We start from the raw sequence: 16,585 nt of genomic DNA on the forward strand, positions 1-16,585 counted from the left end.
GCGCCCGCGCTCGCCCTCGGCCCCCGCTTTCGCGCGCCGCCTTTGAACCGCTGCGCGGGGACGTCGGCATCATCTGTCCCGAGAGACAGACCCGAGCCAGCCCACGCCACTACCGCCGCGCCCCGGGCCTCGCTACCGTGAACACCGCGGAGGTGGGGCATGCGGCGGAGCATCGGCGTGGCGGCGGGCGTATGGCTATGGACTGCGTGCAACGGCGGCGACGGCAGCACGGAGGCCGGCACCGGAGATCCGGCCTCGGCCAGCGCCGCGACAGCGACCGAGCCGGACCTCACGGGCGCCACCAGCGGCCCCACCGGCTCGACCACCACACCCACCACCTCGGTCGACTCGACCAGCGACCCGATCACCGGCGATCCCACCGGCGATCCCACCGGCGACCCCACCGAGGGCACCACCGGCGAGCCCGGCGACCCGGTCGACTACCCGCCCGAGCTCCTCTGTCCGCCTGCCGGCGACGACCGCTGCGGCCCGCCCTACGATCCTTCCGACCCGCTCGGGCCCGACCAGCTCGAGCAGGCCTTGCAGCTCGGCCTCGACACCTGGCGCTTCCCCGGCATCCGGGGCGCCTGCGCCGGCTGTCACAGCCCTGACGGCTACGACCTCGCCCGCGTCGGCTTCTCGGACGACGCCATCGTCCGCCGCGCCCTCGATCACGTCGACGACGCCCAGGCCGCCGTCCTCGTCGACTACGTCCACGCCCTGCGCCAGAAGCACCAGCTCACCGAGCTGCTGCACCCGGCCAAGTTCCGGCCGCTGCAGCCCGGCCATTTGCCCTGGCCCGAGACCACCCCCGGCCTCGACGTCACCGATCCGCAGGCCCAGGACGAGCGCGACGAGGCCTTCATGCGCCACCTCCTCGACGACCGTCAGCTCCTGCTCGCCGGCGGCACCGTCGACTCCCTCGAGCAGGCCCACCAGGCCTACGACGAGCTCCACGCCATCGACCTCACCCAGCTGCGCCTCGGCCTGCCCTTCGATCTCCTGTCCGAGGACGGCTTCTACGGCGCCCCGCACCTCTCCGTGTTCGAGTGGTACCCGGGCATGGCCTCCGCGCCCAAGCCGGGCATGGAGGGCGCCTTCTTCGCCGTCGTCGACCAGTACCTCGCCGATCCGGGCGACGACGGCAAGCTGTGGGCCTACTACGACGCCATCGCCGGCATGACCGACTGCGTCGATCCGCTGGACGGCATGGGCGATCCACAGTACTACCGCCGCGCCTGCAACTGGATGCGCCTCAAGTGGCGCTCGCTGCAGACGTTTTCGCATCAGCTGCGCAACGAGCGGCACGACTACCCCGACTTCCTCGTCGACCAGGCCGGCCCTGTCCAGCAGCACACCGCCCTCGCCGCCGACCGGATCGCCATCTGGCACGCCGGCGACTTCCTGCGCGTGCAGCCGCTGATGCGCACCGACGACAACGCCTGCTTCGCCGGCGACGACGACCCCTGCACCCTCCTGCCGCCGCCGGTCGACGACACCATCCACTCCGAGCCGACCTACCAGGAGGCGCGGATCAAGCAGAGCCAGGTGTTCCAGCAGAGCTGGTTCTTGATGGCGTGGGTGCGCGACCCGGCCCTGCTGCTGTCCGGGGACGACTTCGCCACCATCGTCGGCGACTACATCGAGGCAGTCCTGCTGCCGCACTACGACATCCACCACGCCTTCCTCGTCGCCAAGCTCGCGGTCGCCAAGTCGGCCGCCGCCGACTGGTTCGACGTCGCCGACGTGCGCCAGGGTCACGGCAAGATCGCCAGCGTCCGCACCTTCTCGTTCAAGCAGCTGCGGAACAACTTCAGCCACCCGCCCGGTGGCGACCCGCGCTTCGCCACCCACCAGCGGATGTTCGCCAACTTCGCGCGCATGTGGCTGTACCTGGTCGAGGAGGACCTGGCCCTCTCCGGCGCCGTCTACGACCGCCAGGAGGTCCTGCGTGCCTGCCGGTTCATGCGCACGTGGTTCATCGACCTCGAGGGCGCCGAGGATCCGGTCATGAACGACCTCATGCTGTCGATCGAGGCGCTCGCAGCCGCCGCCGACGAGCTGCGCTCCGACGTCCACCGCGACGCCTTCCCCGGCACCGGCCTGCAGCCCACCGGCACCTGGGACGAGTTCGACCAGCCCTACCAGGGCTGACCGGCGGCAGCCGGGGCATCGTCGGCGACTTGCGACCCGCGCCGACGCGGCGCCGCCGCTCCCCCTCACCAGCGAGGCACTGACGCCGCGCCATCACCCGCCGCCCGCGCGACCGCGCCGATCGCGGCGCCGTCGGGCGGACGGCGGCTGGCGACGAGGCGGATCGTCGGCGCCGCCGAATTTTTTGTCCCACACCGGACCTGACCTACAAGGAGGCATTCGCCGGAGCCCCACCATGCCAGAGCTGACCGCCTCGAAGGAAAAGGTCGATTTCTCGCTCGACAACCGCCAGGTCTTCTTTTTGTTCTTCGGCCTGTCGGTGGTCGGATGCTTCGTCTTCGCGCTGGGCGTGATGGTCGGGCGGCGCAACGACGCCGGCCACGCCAACGCCCAGGTCGTCGCGCAGAACGAGGCTCGAGCGGTGCTCGCCGACCCCGAGCCGCTGGTCGCCGACGCCGGGTACAGCTTCAAGGACGGCCTCCAGCACCCCGCGACCGAGGGCGTGCCGGAGACCCGCGATCCGGCGGTCCCGCCGCGCGACGAGGACGTCGTGCGCGCCGAGCGTGAGGCCGCGATGGGCGGCGTCCCCGGCAAGAACAAGAAGAGCAAGAAGCCGATCCCCGCGCCCGGCAAGGAGCCGGCGATGGCCTCAGCGCCCAAGGTCCTCCCGCCGCTCGCCAGCGTCGAGCCGCCGGCCGCCCCGGTGCCCGCCGCGATCGTCGAGAAGGAGCCCGCCAAGGACAGCATCGTCGCCGCCGTCAAGGGCGACGCCGCCGTCAAGGGCGACGCCCCGGCCGCCAAGGGCAAGAAGGGCTTCGCGCTGCAGATGAAGGCGTTCGCCAGCCAGGACGAGGCCGCCAAGCTGGCCGACAAGCTGCGCCGCAACGGCCACGACGTCCGCGTCGAGTCGGGCGAGACCGCCGGCCGCATGTGGCACCGCGTCCGGCTCGGCGAGTTCACCTCGTGGGACGCCGCCGTCTCCGCCAAGTTGGCGTTCGAGAAGCAAGAGTCGGTGATCGCCTACGTCGTCTCCCTGTGAGCGACGCGCCGCCGCGCGAGGCCGCGCTCCCCGGGGGCCGCGGCCTCTCTCATTTGTGCCTTCAAATAAAGGGGCATGTCCGCCAGGACATGCCCTTTTATGCATGTCATTCGACACATGCTCTCGAGAGCATGTCCTAAAAGCCTCGAAGCTGCATGCCCGACATCCCTCGAGTTCATGTTCGTCCCGGCATCACCCGAGGCCCATGCCGCCCCGCCGGACCGTCGCTCGGCGCTCCTGATCCGCGTCGTCACCGGACCTGAGACCTAGAAAGTCCACCGACTCGCCGTCCGTAGCCCACACGGGCCGCGCACGGAGTCCGCTCCGAGCAGGGTCAACGCGGAGCGAAGCCCCCTGAGCGGAACCCGACACCGCGGCTCACGGGATCGACGCCGCGCCCTCACGAGCTCGCACCGCGAACACCTCGCAGGTCGCGGTGCGGCACGAGAACAGCCGCGTGAACCGCTCGGGCTGTCCGCGCAACCACGCCGCGCGCGGTCCCTCGCGATCGACCGCGATCGCGCGCACCCGCTCGGCCGCCAGCCAGGCCGCCAGCGCCGGCCCCTCGACCACCTCCGGCGGCACGTAGGCCACCCGGCCGCGACCGTCCGGCCGCCACAACAGCCCCGGCACCTCGACGCTCTCGTCGTACGCGAAGCACTCGCCGTCCCCGATCGTCTCGCGCGCCGCCAGCCAGGCGCGTGCCTGTCCGATCGCCGTCGCCGCCTCGGCCCGCTGCAGCGACGTCGCGCCCGCGAGCGTCCAGATCGGCGGCCCATCCGGCGTGAACCCCGGCGCCGCCATCACCACCCCTGCGAGCGCCAGCGCCCCGATCGACACGTCGACGAGCGCCCGCCCCGCCGCGGCCAGCCCTCGCTGCCCGCCGCCAGCGCGACCAGCAGCGCGCCCGGCAGCGCCAGGGTGAAGCGCGGCCAGAACGCCGCCGGCGTCGCCAGGCTCACCACCCCGAGCAGCGCGATCGCCAGCGACCTCCGACGACATGTCCCGAAGGCCAGACTGACGATCGCCAGCGGCAGCAGCAGATGCACCGGCCCGTGCAGCCCGAGCCGCATGTCGTAGCCGTACGCGCCCGGTCCCGGCAGCGTCGACCACGACGCCGCCAGCCGGTCCCACCAGGCCAGCTCCGCGAAGCCCGGCGGCGTCTGGAGCACGAAGAACATGCTCGCGGTCACCGGCCCGGGCAGCGCGATCGGCCCCGCCTGCAGCGCCACCGGCCACACCGGGTTGCCGTGGACCAGCCAGCCGCGCGCGTAGCTCTCGCCCCCGAGCACCAGCGCCGCCGCGACGGCCGCCAGCGCCCCCGGCCACTGCCGGCCGCCGCGGATCGCCAGCGTCGCCGCCAGCAGCACGAACGGCAGCGGCGCTGACGGCTTGCTCCCGAGGAACAGCCCGAGCGCCAGCGCTGCGCCGACCAGCCGCCCGCGATCGACCGGCCCCGTCACGAACACCACCGCGAGCACGGCCAGCGCCGCGTGGGCCACGTCGACGTACGCGTGCGCGAGCTGCAGCATCACCACGGGCGTGGCCCACCAGGCCAGCGCCAGCCCGGCCGCGCGCCCCGCTCGCACCCCGGCGCGCCGCGCCAGAGTCGCCAGTCCGGCCGCGCCGGCCAGCGCGAACGGCAGCTGCCCCAGGTCGACCAGCCGCTCGTCCGGCAAGAGCAGCCGCCACAGCGTGAACACCCGCTCGATCGCCTGCGGATACGCGCGCACGTACGCCACGTGCGTCGGCACCTCGCGCACGCGGCCGGTCTGCAGCGCGTCGTGCACCGGCGGCAGGTGATACGCCAGCGCGTCCCAGCCCCACGACTCGAGCCACAGCGCCGCCAGCGACGCCAGCCCGACCGCGACGAGCCCCGCGACCGCCGCGAGCGCCCAAGGCCCGCGCAGCGCCGCGAGCGCCACCCGCCCGAGCCCTGCCGCGTCGCGCCGCACGGCCCCCAGCCCGGCCCGTCGCGTCACCGCCGCGGCGAGACCCAGGCACCCGACGAGCGCCGCAGACCCCGTCAGCCAACCGAGCGCCCCGAGCAGCTCCACCAGCCCGAACGCGGCCGCCAGCGCGATCGTCAGGCCGAGGCACAGCCGCTCGCGCAGCGGCTCCGGGCCCGGCAGCAACATGGTCGCAAGGACATGTCCTCCGAGCCACAACGCCGCCGCCCCGAGCGGCAGCCACCCGAGCATCGGCGGCACGGCGCGTCCGTCAGCGCGTCAGCCACCGGCCGTTGCGCACGGTGACCAGCGACCAGGGGTAGATCCACTGCAGGCACAGGAACGCGAAGAACGCGTAGCCCACCCCGTACAGGAAGTCGGTGCTGCGCTCGGACCGCAGCGTGTACAGCGACTGCACCAGCGCGAACACCGAGATCGTCGCCACCACGCGGAGGATGTCGAGCGGCGCCGCCAGCAGGTGCGTCACCAGCAACACCACCGCCACGCACGCCAGCGGCACCTGGCCGAGCTCGAGCAGGATGTCGATCGTCGGCCACCAGCGGTCCTCGCGGCGCCAGCGGGTCAGCAGCACCGGCAGCAGCGTCAGCCCCTCGCGCAGGTTGCCTCGCTCCCACCGCAGGTACATCCGCGTCAGCCCGGCGTAGTGCGTCGGCACCAGAGTGTGGACGACCGCGGTCGACTGGTACACCGCCCGGTGACCGGTGCGCAGCAGCCAGGTCGTCAGCGCTCGATCCTCGCCGATCGTGCACGGCTCGCCGAGGAACGTCTGCGTCGCCCAGCGATCGAGCACCGCCATCACCGCCGACCGGCGATAGGCCGTGAGCGCCCCCGGGCAGCACAGCACCGCGCCGAACCGCGACTGCGCGGCCCGCCCGAGGTCGAACGCGAGGAAGAAGCGGATCGCCAGCAGACGGGTGATGAGCCCGCTGTAGCGGTTCAGCACCAGCACCTTGCCGGCGACCGCGGCCACCCGCGCGTCGGCCATGATCGGCGCCACGATCTGGCGCAGCGCGTCCGGGTCGAGGCGCGAGTCGGAGTCGACCGAGACCACGACCTCGCCCGTGGCCGCCGAGAACCCCGCGCGCAGCGCCTCGCGCTTGCCACCGTTCTTCGGCATCCGGATCGCCCGCACCACGTCGGGGTGCTCGCGCGCGATCCGCTGGATGTGCGTCCACGTGTCGTCGGTCGAGCCGTCGTCGATGGCGAGGACCTCGAGCCGGTCGCGCGGATAATCGCCGACGAGGATCGATCCGAGCGCGACCCCCACCATCGGCCCCTCGTTGTACGCCGGCACGATCACGGTGCAGCGCGGCAGGCCCTCGCGCGGCGCCGGCGTCGGCCGGTACAGCAGCGAGAAGAACAGGGTCAGCGCCGCGTGCCCGAGCAGCAGCGCGCCGCTGGTGACGAGCACCGCGCGCAGCACCGGCAGACCACCAGCTCGTCGAACTCGACGAGGAACGGCGACAGCCCGTAGTGAAGCGGCACGGCGATGAGGCCCGCGAGGGCGCAGACGATGGCCAGCTTGAGCAGCGGATCAATCGGCCCCGGCCGCCCGCGCCCCGCTTCGGGCACGGCCCGCCCGAGCAGCGACTGCAGCCGCGCGGTCACCTGATTGCGGGCCGGATCCGGCCGTCTCGAAGTTTGACGATGCATCGATGATTCTCCGTCGTGGAATGCGAAGGCGGGAGTGCCGGGTCATGGCCCGGGGCCGCGAATCGCGGGGCGCGCGCACCACCGGAACCGGTCGCCCGCCCGCCAGAACGCCGTACTAGCGCCATTTGCGACCGATTCCTTCGGCGGGGAAAGATTCACGGCGACGATATGCCGCAAATACTGCCACGAATGATCGCAAGCACGGCGGAGGTGGCGCCAATCACCGGACTGAGCCGCCAGAAATCCTCAGAGAGGCAGAATCGCGCCTGGAACGCGCATCCCGCGGCGCTACGATGAATGTCATCCGCACCGAGCGCTCGCCTCACGAAATCGACGTCGGCTGATTTTTTTTTCAATCGACGAATCCCCCTTCCTCCGTGCTCGCCGCCGCAGCCAAACGCCCTGAGACGCCGCTCCGGGGCACGCCCAGACGCTGGAAGGAGGCATTTCCCTGCAATCCCAGGAATGCGAGGAATCAGGGCACCACGCAATCCCGGGGGTCCCGGACCGGCCCGGCAGGTGCCATCGAATCGGCGTGGCCCGACGGAATGCTCGAGCCTGGGAGTCTCCAGTGGGACCCGCAGCGCCGCGCGCTCGACGTCCGCGAGCGAGTCCTCCGTCCGCGGCGCCTCGTCTCGCCGCTTCGGTCCTCTACCGATCGCCGTCGGGCACCTCGACGGATGACCTGGCTGAAAGACCAGGTATCCCGGGTGCCGCGAGCCGGCGGTGGAGAGACGACACCCCGCGCCGACGTTCGGCGTCGCGTCTCTCGGCGCGGCCCCGTGCCCCGCCGCGGAGGCGCTCAGCGCACCACGGGCAGCTGCACGCGGTCGCTGTGCCCCGAGAACGGCACGCTCGCGTCCATCCGGATCTCCGGCAGCGGCGCCCCGTCGTCGATCCAGCGCACCCCGTAGAGCGTGTCGCGTTCGACGGCGGTGCGACCGGCCTCGCGGATGAGCCGCACCAGCTCCGCGCGGGACAGCGCCATCGGCGTGTCTGCGCCGGCCATGTGATAGATTTTTTCTTCCTGCACCGTGCCGTCGACATCGTCGACGCCGAAGCTCAGCGCGATCTGGGCCGTCTTCACCCCGATCATCACCCAGTAGGCCTTGATGTGCGGGATGTTGTGAAGCATCAGGCGGGCGACCGCGTACGTGCGCAGGTCGTCGACCCCGGTCGGCTCGGGCAGCTTGCGGAAGTCGTTGTGCTCGTTGTGGAAGGCCAGCGGGATGAAGGTCTGGAACCCGCCGGTCTCGGCCTGCAGCTCGCGCAGCGCCAGCATGTGCTCGACCCGCTCCTCGAGCGTCTCCACGGTGCCGTAGAGCATCGTGCAGTTGGTGCGGAGGCCCAGGCGGTGGGCCGTGCGATGGACCTCGAGCCACTGACGCGCGTCGGCCTTGTCGCGGCAGATCTTGCGGCGCACGCGGTCGGCGAAGATCTCGGCCCCGCCGCCCGGCAGGCTGCCGAGGCCGGCCTCGATCAGCGCCCGCAGCACCGCCTCGTAGGTCATCCCGTACTTCTCGGCGAAGTAGTGGATCTCGACCGCCGTGTACGCCTTCAGGTGCACGTCCGGGCGCAGCTCCTTGAGCCCGCGCAGGATGTCCGTGTAGTACGAGAACGGCACCCCCGGGTGCAGCCCGTTGACCACGTGGACCTCGGTGATCGGCTGGTGTGCCCGCTCGATCACCTTCTGCCGCACCTGCTCGACCGTCATCGTGTACGCCTGCGGCATGTCCGGCGTCAGGCGGGCGAACGAGCAGAACTTGCAGTCCGCCTCGCACACGTTGGTCGGGTTGATGTGCAGGTTGACGTTGAAGTAGGTGCGGTCGCCGTGGAGGCGCTCGCGGACCTCGTTGGCCAGCGCCCCGAGGCCCAGCAGGTCGCGGTGGCGGTACAGCGCGACCCCGTCGTCGCGGCCTAACGGTACCCCGGCGCGCACCTTGGCCGCGATCGCGGCGAAGCTCCGGTCGCCGGTGTGGATCGCCGGCGCGGCGGCGTCGGAGGCGTGGGCGGCGGACGGATGGGCGGCGGATTCGCTCATGGCAATGTCTCCGAGGTCATGTCGTCAAGGACAGGTTCGAGCCCGGCGCGCTCGATCAGCGCGGCCAGGCCCGCGGGGGTCGCCTCGTCCGGGCGGGGCACCCCTGCCAGCGGCAGCTTGCGCGTCTGGGCCAGCGGACCGGCGAGAGTGTCGGCGCCGAAGCCGAGCGCGACCTGGGCCAGGCGGATGCCCAGCAGATCGTGCCGCGCCTCCACGCGCACCCGCCCCGGCAGGGCCACGCGCGCGGCCGCGATCAGGTGCAGGCGCATCAGCCCGCCCGCCAGGGCGCAGAACGGCGCGACCGACAGCCCCTCCGGAGCCGCGGTCGCCAGCCGGCTCAGGTACTCGAAGTAGGCGCCGAGCCGCGATCGGTCGACCTGCAGCACCAGGCGGTCGCCCGCCCGCAGCGCCCCCGGCTCGGGCCAACCCGGATCGCCGCTCGCGTGCCCGTTCGGACCGGCGCCATCGGACATGTCCGTAGCTACCTGTCCCGAGGGCCCTGCCCCATCCGCCATGGCCTGCGCGACATGCTCTTCGGACCAGCTCGCCAGATCGACCAGCGCCGGCCTGCCTTCGCGCACCAGCGCGGCCACGGCCGGCGACGCGTGCGGCGCGACCCCGCGGACGAGGACCCGGCGGCCGAAGTGGGCCGCGCGGGCCGCCTGAGCGCGGGCGCCGGCCTCGGCGGGCAGGTCGAACAGGCGCGCGAGCTCGGCGGGCGTCATGCGCTCTCCGGGGCGCCCCAGCGGCGCGTCAGCGCGACGCGGAGCCCGACGTGGTCGAGGGCGCGGGCGACCACGGTGTCGACCGCCTCCTCGAGCGTCTGGATGCCGCCGTAGAAAGAAGGAACGGCCGGCAGGATGACGGCCCCGGCCTCGGTCGCCGCCACCATGTTGCGCAGGTGCACGAGGCTCAGCGGCGTCTCGCGCACGACCAGGACCAGGCGCCGCCGCTCCTTGAGCGCGACCTCGCAGGCGCGGGCCGCCAGGTCCTCGCCGCCGCCGTGGGCCACCCGGCTGAGCGCGCTCATCGAGCACGGCATCACCAGCACCGCGTCGGGCGCGTTGCTGCCGGACGCGAACGGGGCCGAGAAGTCCTGCCGGTCCCAGCGGCGGATCTGGCTGACCAGCGGCGGCGACTCCGACGACCCGCCCGAGCGCAGCGTCGGCGTCCCCGACGGGCTCAGCGCCCGGGCCCCGCGCGCCAGCACGTTCGAGCCGAACACCTCGGTCGGCGGGCTGGCCCGCAGCGGGCCCGACTCGCGCCGCGCCGCCGCCGCGCTCGGCAGCGACGGCGGGACCGGCCGGTCCTCGGGCGCGTCGGCCGGGGCCGCGAACGCCGGCGCCCCGATCTCCTGCGGCATCGGCTCGCCGAGCTCGGTCAGCCACACCTGCGGCGCCGTCGCCGACGCCACCCAGTCGACCTGCAGGTCCTTGTGGGCAGGTTCGTTCGGCCATGTCCCGGCGCACAGGTCCGCGAGGACATGCAGCAACCGGCGGGCGTAGATCGCCCCGCTCGCCCCAGTCACGATCACGACCAACTTCATGTGCCACCTCCCGGCCGCTCGGCCCGGACGATCCCGGCCACCCCGCCGAACAGCCGCTCGCTCCCGACCACGCGCAGATTGGCCCGCTCCAGCAGCGCGCCGTAGTCCTCGATCGTCACGAACGCGCCGATGCTGCGCGGCAGGTAGAGGTACGCCCCAAGGTTGCCGGTCGCCGCCCAGCCGACCACCGGCAGCACCGTGCGGTTGTAGCAGGCGTGGAACGTGCGCGAGAACAGCCCGCGCGGGCGGAAGAACTCGAGCACCGTCAGCCGACCGCCGGGCCGCAGCACCCGCAGCTGCTCGCGCGTGGCGGCCTCGAGGTCGCTGAGGTTTCTCGCCCCGAACGCGCAGAACACCGCGTCGAAGCTCGCGTCGGGCTCGGGCAGCGCGTGCGCGTCCATCTCGCGGGCGACGATCCGCGCCCGCGCCGGGCCCTGCAGCTTGGCCTCGCCGACGGCCAGCATCCCGGCCGAGAAGTCGCCGCCGACGATGTCGGCCTCGGGGTAGCGGCGGTGCAGCTCGAGCGTCGAGTCGAGCGTGCCGGCGCACAGGTCGAGGATCCGCGGCCGCGCCCCGCCCGCGCCGGCCCCCGCGGGCAGCACCTCGGCGACCGCCCGGCGGCGCCACAGCACGTCGATCCCGAGGCTCATCCACCGGTTGGCGCGGTCGTAGCCGCGGGCGATGTCGGAGAACATGCCTTGCACGCGGGCCCCGTGGGCGTCGATCGCGGCGACGGTCTCGGCGAGCGGTGCGGGCTCAGTCATCGGGTCCTCGGGGCAGGTCGGTTCGGACAGGAACGTCAGGACAGGGCGGAAGCGACAGGGTGAATCGGACAGGTACTTTGCGACATGTGCCTTGCGCCAGGCGCCGGGCGCTCAGCTGACGCGGCGCGACACGCTGCGGGCCAGCTCGACCAGGGCGTCGCGGGCCGACGACGGCGGCAGCTCGGCCAGCTGCGCGACCGCGGTCTCGGCGTGGGTCTCGGCGGCGCGGGCCGCCAGCTCGACCCCGGGCGACGCGGCGACCCGGGCGACGATCGCCTCGGCGGCCTCGCCGTCGACCGGCGGCCCGTGGGCGAGCAGCTGGTGGACCGCGCGCTGGAGCCCGGGATCGCGCTCGCAGGCGAGGATCAGCGGCAGGGTCAGCTTGCCGTCGCGCAGGTCCTGGCCGCGGGTCTTGCCGGTGTCGTGGGGGTCGCCGGCGTAGTCGAGCACGTCGTCGGCGATCTGGAACGCGTAGCCGATCTCGAGCCCGTAGCGGTGCAGCGCGACCGACCGCTCCGGCGCCGGCAGGCCGCCGACGCTGGCGCACCAGGCGATCAGCGCCGCGGTCTTGCGCTCGATGACGAGGTAGTAGCGGGCCTTGTCGGGCGCCGCGTCGCCGGCGATCTCGAGCTGCGCCACCTCGCCCTCGGCCATCCGCGTGACCGCGTCCGAGAGCGTCTGCACCGCGGGCAGCCGGCCCGAGTAGGCGATCGCCTGCATCGCGCGCGCGAGGCAGAAATCGCCGGTGAGCACCGCCATGCCGTTGCCGTACTGCAGGCGCGCCGTGGGCCGTCCGCGGCGGAATTCGCCGCCGTCGATCACGTCGTCGTGGAGCAGGGTCGCCGTGTGCAGCAGCTCGCCGACGGCCGCGATCGTGATCCGCACCGGGTCGATGAAGCCGGCCGCGCGCGCGCCAACAACGTGACCAGCGGCCGGAACCGCTTGCCGCCGGCGAACGCGAGCTTGCCTCCGAGCTCGGGGATGATCGCTATCGACGACTGCAGCAGCTGCTCGAGCCGCGCGTCCACCTCGGAGAGCTCGCCGGCGACGAGGCCGACGGCCTGCTCGAGCGCCGTTCCTGGGGTAGCGGGCGAGGACTGCAGGGCTGCGTGCGTGGCCGGAGGTGTCATTGGCAGGCGGCGCGGCGCGGCGCCGCAGGTGCGAGAGGATGCCAGAAACGCGCGCGCGGCTCACCTCGCCACCACGCGCCCGGCGGCCATTTTCTCACGCGGGCGCCCGGATCGGCCCGCCGGCCCGAGCATGACATGCCGGGGGCGAAGATCCGCGCCTGCGACCCGGCGTCGCGGCCGCGGCCGGCGATCGCGCTGCCGCCCCTCGCAAGCACGATCCCGATCGCGGGACACCGAGCGCACGGCGGAGCAGCTTCGACGGCGGGTCGCCGCGCGGCGGACCGAGCGAGCGCGTCGCCTACCCCGGCCGGGCGCAGCGGTCCCCGCGAACGCGTCGCTGACCCTGGGCCTCACCGGTTCGGCTGCGGGACGAGCGAGCGTCCCGCCGCCGGCCTCAACGGTTCGGCTGCGGGGCGAGCGAGCGGCCTGCCGCCGGCCTCACCGGTCCGGCTGCGGGACGAGCGAGCGTCGCCTGCCGCCGGCCTCGCCGATGCGGCTGCGGGGCGAGCGAGCGTCGCCTGCCGCCGGCCTCGCCGGGGCGAGCGAGCGCGTCCCTCGGAGGTCCGTGAACCGCGTCCGCCGCCCTCGCCGCCGGCCCTCGGCGGCCATTTGGGAATGCGGCGAGGACGCGCTAGGTTGTCCCGACGATGCCCACGACTGCCCCGGGACCCGAGCCGCGACCTGCGCGCGGCGAATCGCTGTGGATCGCCGCCGGAGCCGCGGTGCTCGGCGTGCTGCTCGGCGGGGTCGCGGTGCTGGTCGGCATCCAGACCGCGCCGCCCGCACCTGTCCCTGTCGACAGCCCCGCGCCGTCCGTGCCGGTCCCTGCCCTGCCGCCCGTCGCTCCGCCCGCCGTGTGCGACTGCCCCGAGGTCCGCGGCGACGGCGGACCGAGCCTCGTCGAGGCCGTCGAGCGCACGCGCGACGCGGTCGTCACCCTCAGCGGCACCGACGCTCTCGGCGCCGGCGTCCTGGTCGATGAGACAGGTTTGGTCCTCACCAACTACCACGTCGTGGCCGGCCAGATCCGCGACCCCAAGCAGCGTGTCCTCGGCGGCGTGACCGACGCCTCGGCCCTGGCCCAGCCGATCCGCGCCCGCTTCGTCGACGGTCGCGAGCTGCCGGCCGAGCTGCTGGTCGCCGACCGCGACCGCGACATCGCCCTCCTGCGCCTGCGCCCGGCCGACAGCGCCGAGCGGTTCGCCTTCGCCACGCGCGGCCGCTCGCACGAGCTGCGCGTCGGCGAGAGCGTGTTCGCCGTCGGCAACCCGCTCGGGCTCGAGCACAGCGTGGCCCAGGGCATCGTCGCCGCGATCGGCCGCACCGGCCTGCTGCGCAGCCGACAGACCCCGCTCCTGCAGCTCGACGCCGCCATCAACCTCGGCAACTCGGGCGGCCCGATCTTCAACCTCCGCGGCCAGCTCGTCGGCATCACCACCGCCACCCTCGAGCGCGCCCAGGGCATCGCCTTCGCCATCCCCATCGATCACATCGCCGCCCTGCTCGAGGCCCTGCGCGCCGGCCACGGCGCGCGCTCGGCCAGGTCGGCGCCGAGGTCGCGCCCAACGGCGAGCTCGACGACGACGCTCGCGCGCTCGGCTACCAGAACGGCCTCCGCGTCAGCCGCGTCCTGCCCGGCCGCCCCGCCGACGCCGCCGGCCTGCGCAAGGACGACCTGATCGTCGAGGCCCAGGGTCAGCGCTTCGACTCCTTCGGCACCGGCCCCGAGGCCCGCTGCGCCTCGCCAACCACTTCGTCTCGACCGTGCGCGGCCTGCTCCCGGGCGAGGTCCTGAACCTCACCGTCGTCCGCGGCAAGGACCGGCTCTCGTTCAACATCCCGGTCGCCGCCGCCCCGCCCGACCAGCAGGTCCTCATCGACGCCGACGCCCTGCTCGGCCTCCGCCTCGACGAGTCGCGCCGCGAGCCGATCGTCAAGGATCTGCGCCCCGACGCCCCGATCTCGCGCAGCCGCGGCCGCGAGCTGCTGCGCAACGCCCGGGTGTCCGAGATCGCCGGCATCCCGGTCGAGAGCCGCGACGACCTCGGCCCGCTGCTCACCGAGCTGCGCCAGATCGGCCGCTTCGCCGCCGTGCAGGTCGGCTTCGTCCTCGCCGACGGCCGCGCCCTCCGCGTGCGCGACTTCCCGGTCTCGCCGGACTGACGACCTGGCCCACTCCGCGCCGGCGAAACGGCTCCCTGGTCTCGCTCGACGACGGCTTTACCCGACGCCTGCGCGGGCGAACCGACTCCGCGAGCTCGCGCGACGACGGCTTTGCCCGACGTCTGCGCGGGCGAACCGACTCCGCGAGCTCGCGCGACGACGGCTTTGCCCGACGCCTGCGCGGGCGAACCGACTCCGCGAGCTCGCCCGACGAACCACTTCGTCCGGGTCGACGGTCGCGACGCACGGATCGCTACGCCTGGCCCATGGAGCATGCTCCTGCGAGCATGTCCCATCGAACATGCATGTTCGAGCATGCCCGTTCGAGCATGCCCGAACGAGCAGCTCCCCACGCCGGAGCCCGCTCGCCGGCCTTCAGGACGCCGACAGCCCGGTCTTGAGCCACACGCCGATCCGCTGCGGCGTGATCACCCCGCCGGCGCGCCTCAGGTCGACCGCGCCCTCCTCGTCGCGCTCGAGCGCCCCGAGCTCGACCTCGAGCCGCAGCAGCACCGCGGACACGAACGCCTCCGCGTGCTGCGGCGCCCCGATCGCCAGGCAGCGCTTGCGCAGGTCGGCGGCCAGGGCCGGCGCCAGGCGGCCGTTCACCAACAGGTGGTCGGCGGCCCAGGCCAGGTCGTCGGCGTCGACCGGGGCGAACGCCGCGGCTGTCTCTTCGGACATCCCGGGCAGCTGCCGGCGCAGCGCCGACGTGCGCACCAGGTCGCCGAGCGTCAGGCGATCGGGCTCGTCGACGCGGCTCACCCACTGCGGGTCGATCGCGTAGCCGCGCGGGTCGAACGTCAACGCCGCCAGCGCGCCGGCCTGGGCCAAGAGCTCGGTCGCGCGGGCCACGTCGCGCAGGCCCGCGATCGGGCGCCAGCCGCTGCCGGCCGACTCGATCGGCAGCTCGGGCAACCACCGCGACAGCCCCTCGAGCGCCGGCCCCCACGGGCGATCGAGCAGCGACCCGATCTTCGACAGCGACACCCGGCCCTCGCGGTGCAGCGCCAGCGCCGTCTTGCGCAGCGTCGCCAGCGGCCCGTAGCCGACGCGGAACACCCCGCGCAGCCCGAGCGCCGCGATCCGTCCGGCCAGGAACGGATCGACCTCGGCCGGCGGCAGGCCGAGGCCGACCAGCAGCACCTCGAGCCCGAGGCTGACCGTCGCCTCGGCCTGGTGGAACGCCCGCTCCTGCGCCTTCGGATCGCCCGGCTCGCTGCGCTGGGCCGACATCAATTCGTTGACCAGCAACGTGAACTCGCGCGCGCGCACGCCCTGCTCGCCGGCCGGGAGCCCGCCGAGCACCCGCCGGAGCAGCCCCGCCGACGGCGACGGGAAAGCCACCGACAGCGCCTCGCCCTCGCGCACCGGGGCCGGAGTCGTCGGCTCCGCCGCGGCCTCGCGCGCCGACTTGGCGTCGAGCGGGCGGAACAGCTTCATCGCCTCCTCCCAGTCGACGAACCCGAGGTCGGCGAGGCGACCGCTGCGCCAGCGCAGCAGATCTTCCTCGAGCTGGGCCGGCAGGGCCTCGCGCAGCGACAGCGTCATGTCGCGGCCGAGCTGCAGGTCGTCGGCGTAGACCCGCTCGAGCACGTGGATGGCCATGTGACCGAGCTCGTTGTCCGGCACCGCGACGATGAAGCCGCCGTCGGGCGTCTCGTAGGGGAACAGCGCGTCGACGGCCGCCAGCGCCTGGTCGCGCAGCTCGACGTCGTCCGGATCGAGCTCGTAGACGGCGGTGCCGGGCAGCAGCGCCATCGTCCACATCTCGGGGTCCATGTCCTCGATCACGTTGCGCAGGTGCCCGCGCCGCTTGCCCGTCATCGCGTACGCGTCGACGATCGCCACCAGCCACCCGCGCGCCTTCTCGACGGCCAGGCGATCGCGCGACCAGCCGTCGAGGTCGAGCAGCGCCGTCAATTGTTCGGGCGACGCGTGCGGCAGCACCAGGTCGAGGCGGTCCTCGTCGCGCAGCCCGCGGGCGATCTGCACGAACGCGGTCGGCGGCAGCGTCGGCACGAGCTCCGGGAGGTCGTCGCGCTGATCGAGCGAGAGCGGATCGCGCTGCACGCTGGCGAGGTCGTAGCCGGCGCGGGGGAGCTCTGCGGGCGAGGTCATCGGC

The 16,585-nt window shown here is 73.6% G+C and carries 15 protein-coding genes and 1 pseudogene; 5 read left to right on the top strand and 11 right to left on the bottom strand.

The genetic code is table 11. The features are described from left to right. Nucleotides 1-159 precede the first annotated feature (159 nt). Entirely contained in the window at nt 160-2,154 is a 1,995-nt protein-coding gene (locus OV079_RS12655) for a hypothetical protein (protein WP_267768569.1), read from the top strand. A 235-nt stretch (nt 2,155-2,389) separates the two neighbouring features. After that, entirely contained in the window at nt 2,390-3,193 is an 804-nt protein-coding gene (locus OV079_RS12660; RefSeq protein WP_267768572.1) for an SPOR domain-containing protein, read from the top strand. A 378-nt stretch (nt 3,194-3,571) separates the two neighbouring features. Here OV079_RS12660 and OV079_RS12665 read toward each other — a convergent pair whose 3' ends face one another. The 10 genes from OV079_RS12665 to OV079_RS12710 all read right to left on the bottom strand — a co-directional run bounded on the left by OV079_RS12665 (nt 3,572) and on the right by OV079_RS12710 (nt 12,297). Further along, the gene (locus tag OV079_RS12665) at nt 3,572-4,033 is read right to left on the bottom strand and encodes a hypothetical protein (RefSeq protein ID WP_267768573.1); all 462 of its coding nucleotides are present in this window, start codon (nt 4,031-4,033) and stop codon (nt 3,572-3,574) included. Next, the gene (locus OV079_RS12670) at nt 3,997-5,403 is read right to left on the bottom strand and encodes a hypothetical protein (protein ID WP_267768574.1); all 1,407 of its coding nucleotides are present in this window, start codon (nt 5,401-5,403) and stop codon (nt 3,997-3,999) included. The genes OV079_RS12665 and OV079_RS12670 overlap by 37 nt, the downstream gene beginning before the upstream one ends. A gap of 10 nt (nt 5,404-5,413) precedes the next feature. Continuing rightward, complete coding sequence (locus OV079_RS12675; RefSeq protein ID WP_267768577.1) at nt 5,414-6,574, bottom strand: glycosyltransferase family 2 protein; 1,161 nt, start codon at nt 6,572-6,574, stop codon at nt 5,414-5,416. Beyond that, nucleotides 6,529-6,816: a hypothetical protein gene (locus tag OV079_RS12680; RefSeq protein ID WP_267768578.1), complete on the bottom strand. Its 288-nt coding sequence runs from the start codon at nt 6,814-6,816 to the stop codon at nt 6,529-6,531. Before OV079_RS12680 ends, OV079_RS12675 begins: the two co-directional genes overlap by 46 nt. 802 nt (nt 6,817-7,618) lie before the next feature. Further along, nucleotides 7,619-8,857, bottom strand: a complete 1,239-nt coding sequence (gene mqnE, locus OV079_RS12685) for an aminofutalosine synthase MqnE (RefSeq protein ID WP_267768579.1) — start codon at nt 8,855-8,857, stop codon at nt 7,619-7,621. Then, complete coding sequence (locus OV079_RS12690) at nt 8,854-9,582, bottom strand: hypothetical protein (protein WP_267768581.1); 729 nt, start codon at nt 9,580-9,582, stop codon at nt 8,854-8,856. Before OV079_RS12690 ends, mqnE begins: the two co-directional genes overlap by 4 nt. Beyond that, on the bottom strand, nt 9,579-10,403 hold the full coding sequence (locus OV079_RS12695; RefSeq protein ID WP_267768583.1) for a UbiX family flavin prenyltransferase: 825 nt from the start codon (nt 10,401-10,403) through the stop codon (nt 9,579-9,581). The genes OV079_RS12690 and OV079_RS12695 overlap by 4 nt, the downstream gene beginning before the upstream one ends. Beyond that, nucleotides 10,400-11,167, bottom strand: coding sequence for a ubiquinone/menaquinone biosynthesis methyltransferase (locus tag OV079_RS12700; RefSeq protein WP_267768584.1), 768 nt, complete (start codon nt 11,165-11,167; stop codon nt 10,400-10,402). The genes OV079_RS12695 and OV079_RS12700 overlap by 4 nt, the downstream gene beginning before the upstream one ends. 111 nt (nt 11,168-11,278) lie before the next feature. Then, nucleotides 11,279-12,052 (bottom strand): polyprenyl synthetase family protein, encoded by a 774-nt coding sequence (locus tag OV079_RS12705; RefSeq protein ID WP_267768586.1) that lies wholly within the window; start codon nt 12,050-12,052, stop codon nt 11,279-11,281. Continuing rightward, a complete protein-coding gene (locus OV079_RS12710; RefSeq protein WP_267768588.1) occupies nt 11,986-12,297 on the bottom strand; it encodes a hypothetical protein in 312 nt (103 codons plus the stop codon). The genes OV079_RS12705 and OV079_RS12710 overlap by 67 nt, the downstream gene beginning before the upstream one ends. A 647-nt stretch (nt 12,298-12,944) precedes the next feature. Between OV079_RS12710 and OV079_RS12715 the strand changes: the two genes are divergently transcribed. The 3 genes and pseudogenes from OV079_RS12715 to OV079_RS12720 all read left to right on the top strand — a co-directional run bounded on the left by OV079_RS12715 (nt 12,945) and on the right by OV079_RS12720 (nt 14,460). Continuing rightward, the gene (locus OV079_RS12715; RefSeq protein ID WP_267768589.1) at nt 12,945-13,976 is read left to right on the top strand and encodes a S1C family serine protease; all 1,032 of its coding nucleotides are present in this window, start codon (nt 12,945-12,947) and stop codon (nt 13,974-13,976) included. After that, nucleotides 13,889-14,092, top strand: a pseudogene (locus OV079_RS57750) (PDZ domain-containing protein); the annotation flags it as partial. The gene OV079_RS12715 and the pseudogene OV079_RS57750, both read left to right, overlap by 88 nt. Further along, entirely contained in the window at nt 14,062-14,460 is a 399-nt protein-coding gene (locus tag OV079_RS12720) for a hypothetical protein (protein ID WP_267768590.1), read from the top strand. The pseudogene OV079_RS57750 and the gene OV079_RS12720, both read left to right, overlap by 31 nt. Nucleotides 14,461-14,835: 375 nt before the next feature. On the opposite strand, the gene OV079_RS12725 is transcribed toward OV079_RS12720, so the two are convergent. Next, nucleotides 14,836-16,581, bottom strand: coding sequence for a DUF6178 family protein (locus OV079_RS12725; protein ID WP_267768591.1), 1,746 nt, complete (start codon nt 16,579-16,581; stop codon nt 14,836-14,838). Between the last annotated feature and the right edge of the window lie 4 nt (nt 16,582-16,585).

It is taken from the genome of Nannocystis pusilla, assembly GCF_026626665.1.
GTDB lineage: Bacteria > Myxococcota_A > Polyangia > Nannocystales > Nannocystaceae > Nannocystis > Nannocystis pusilla.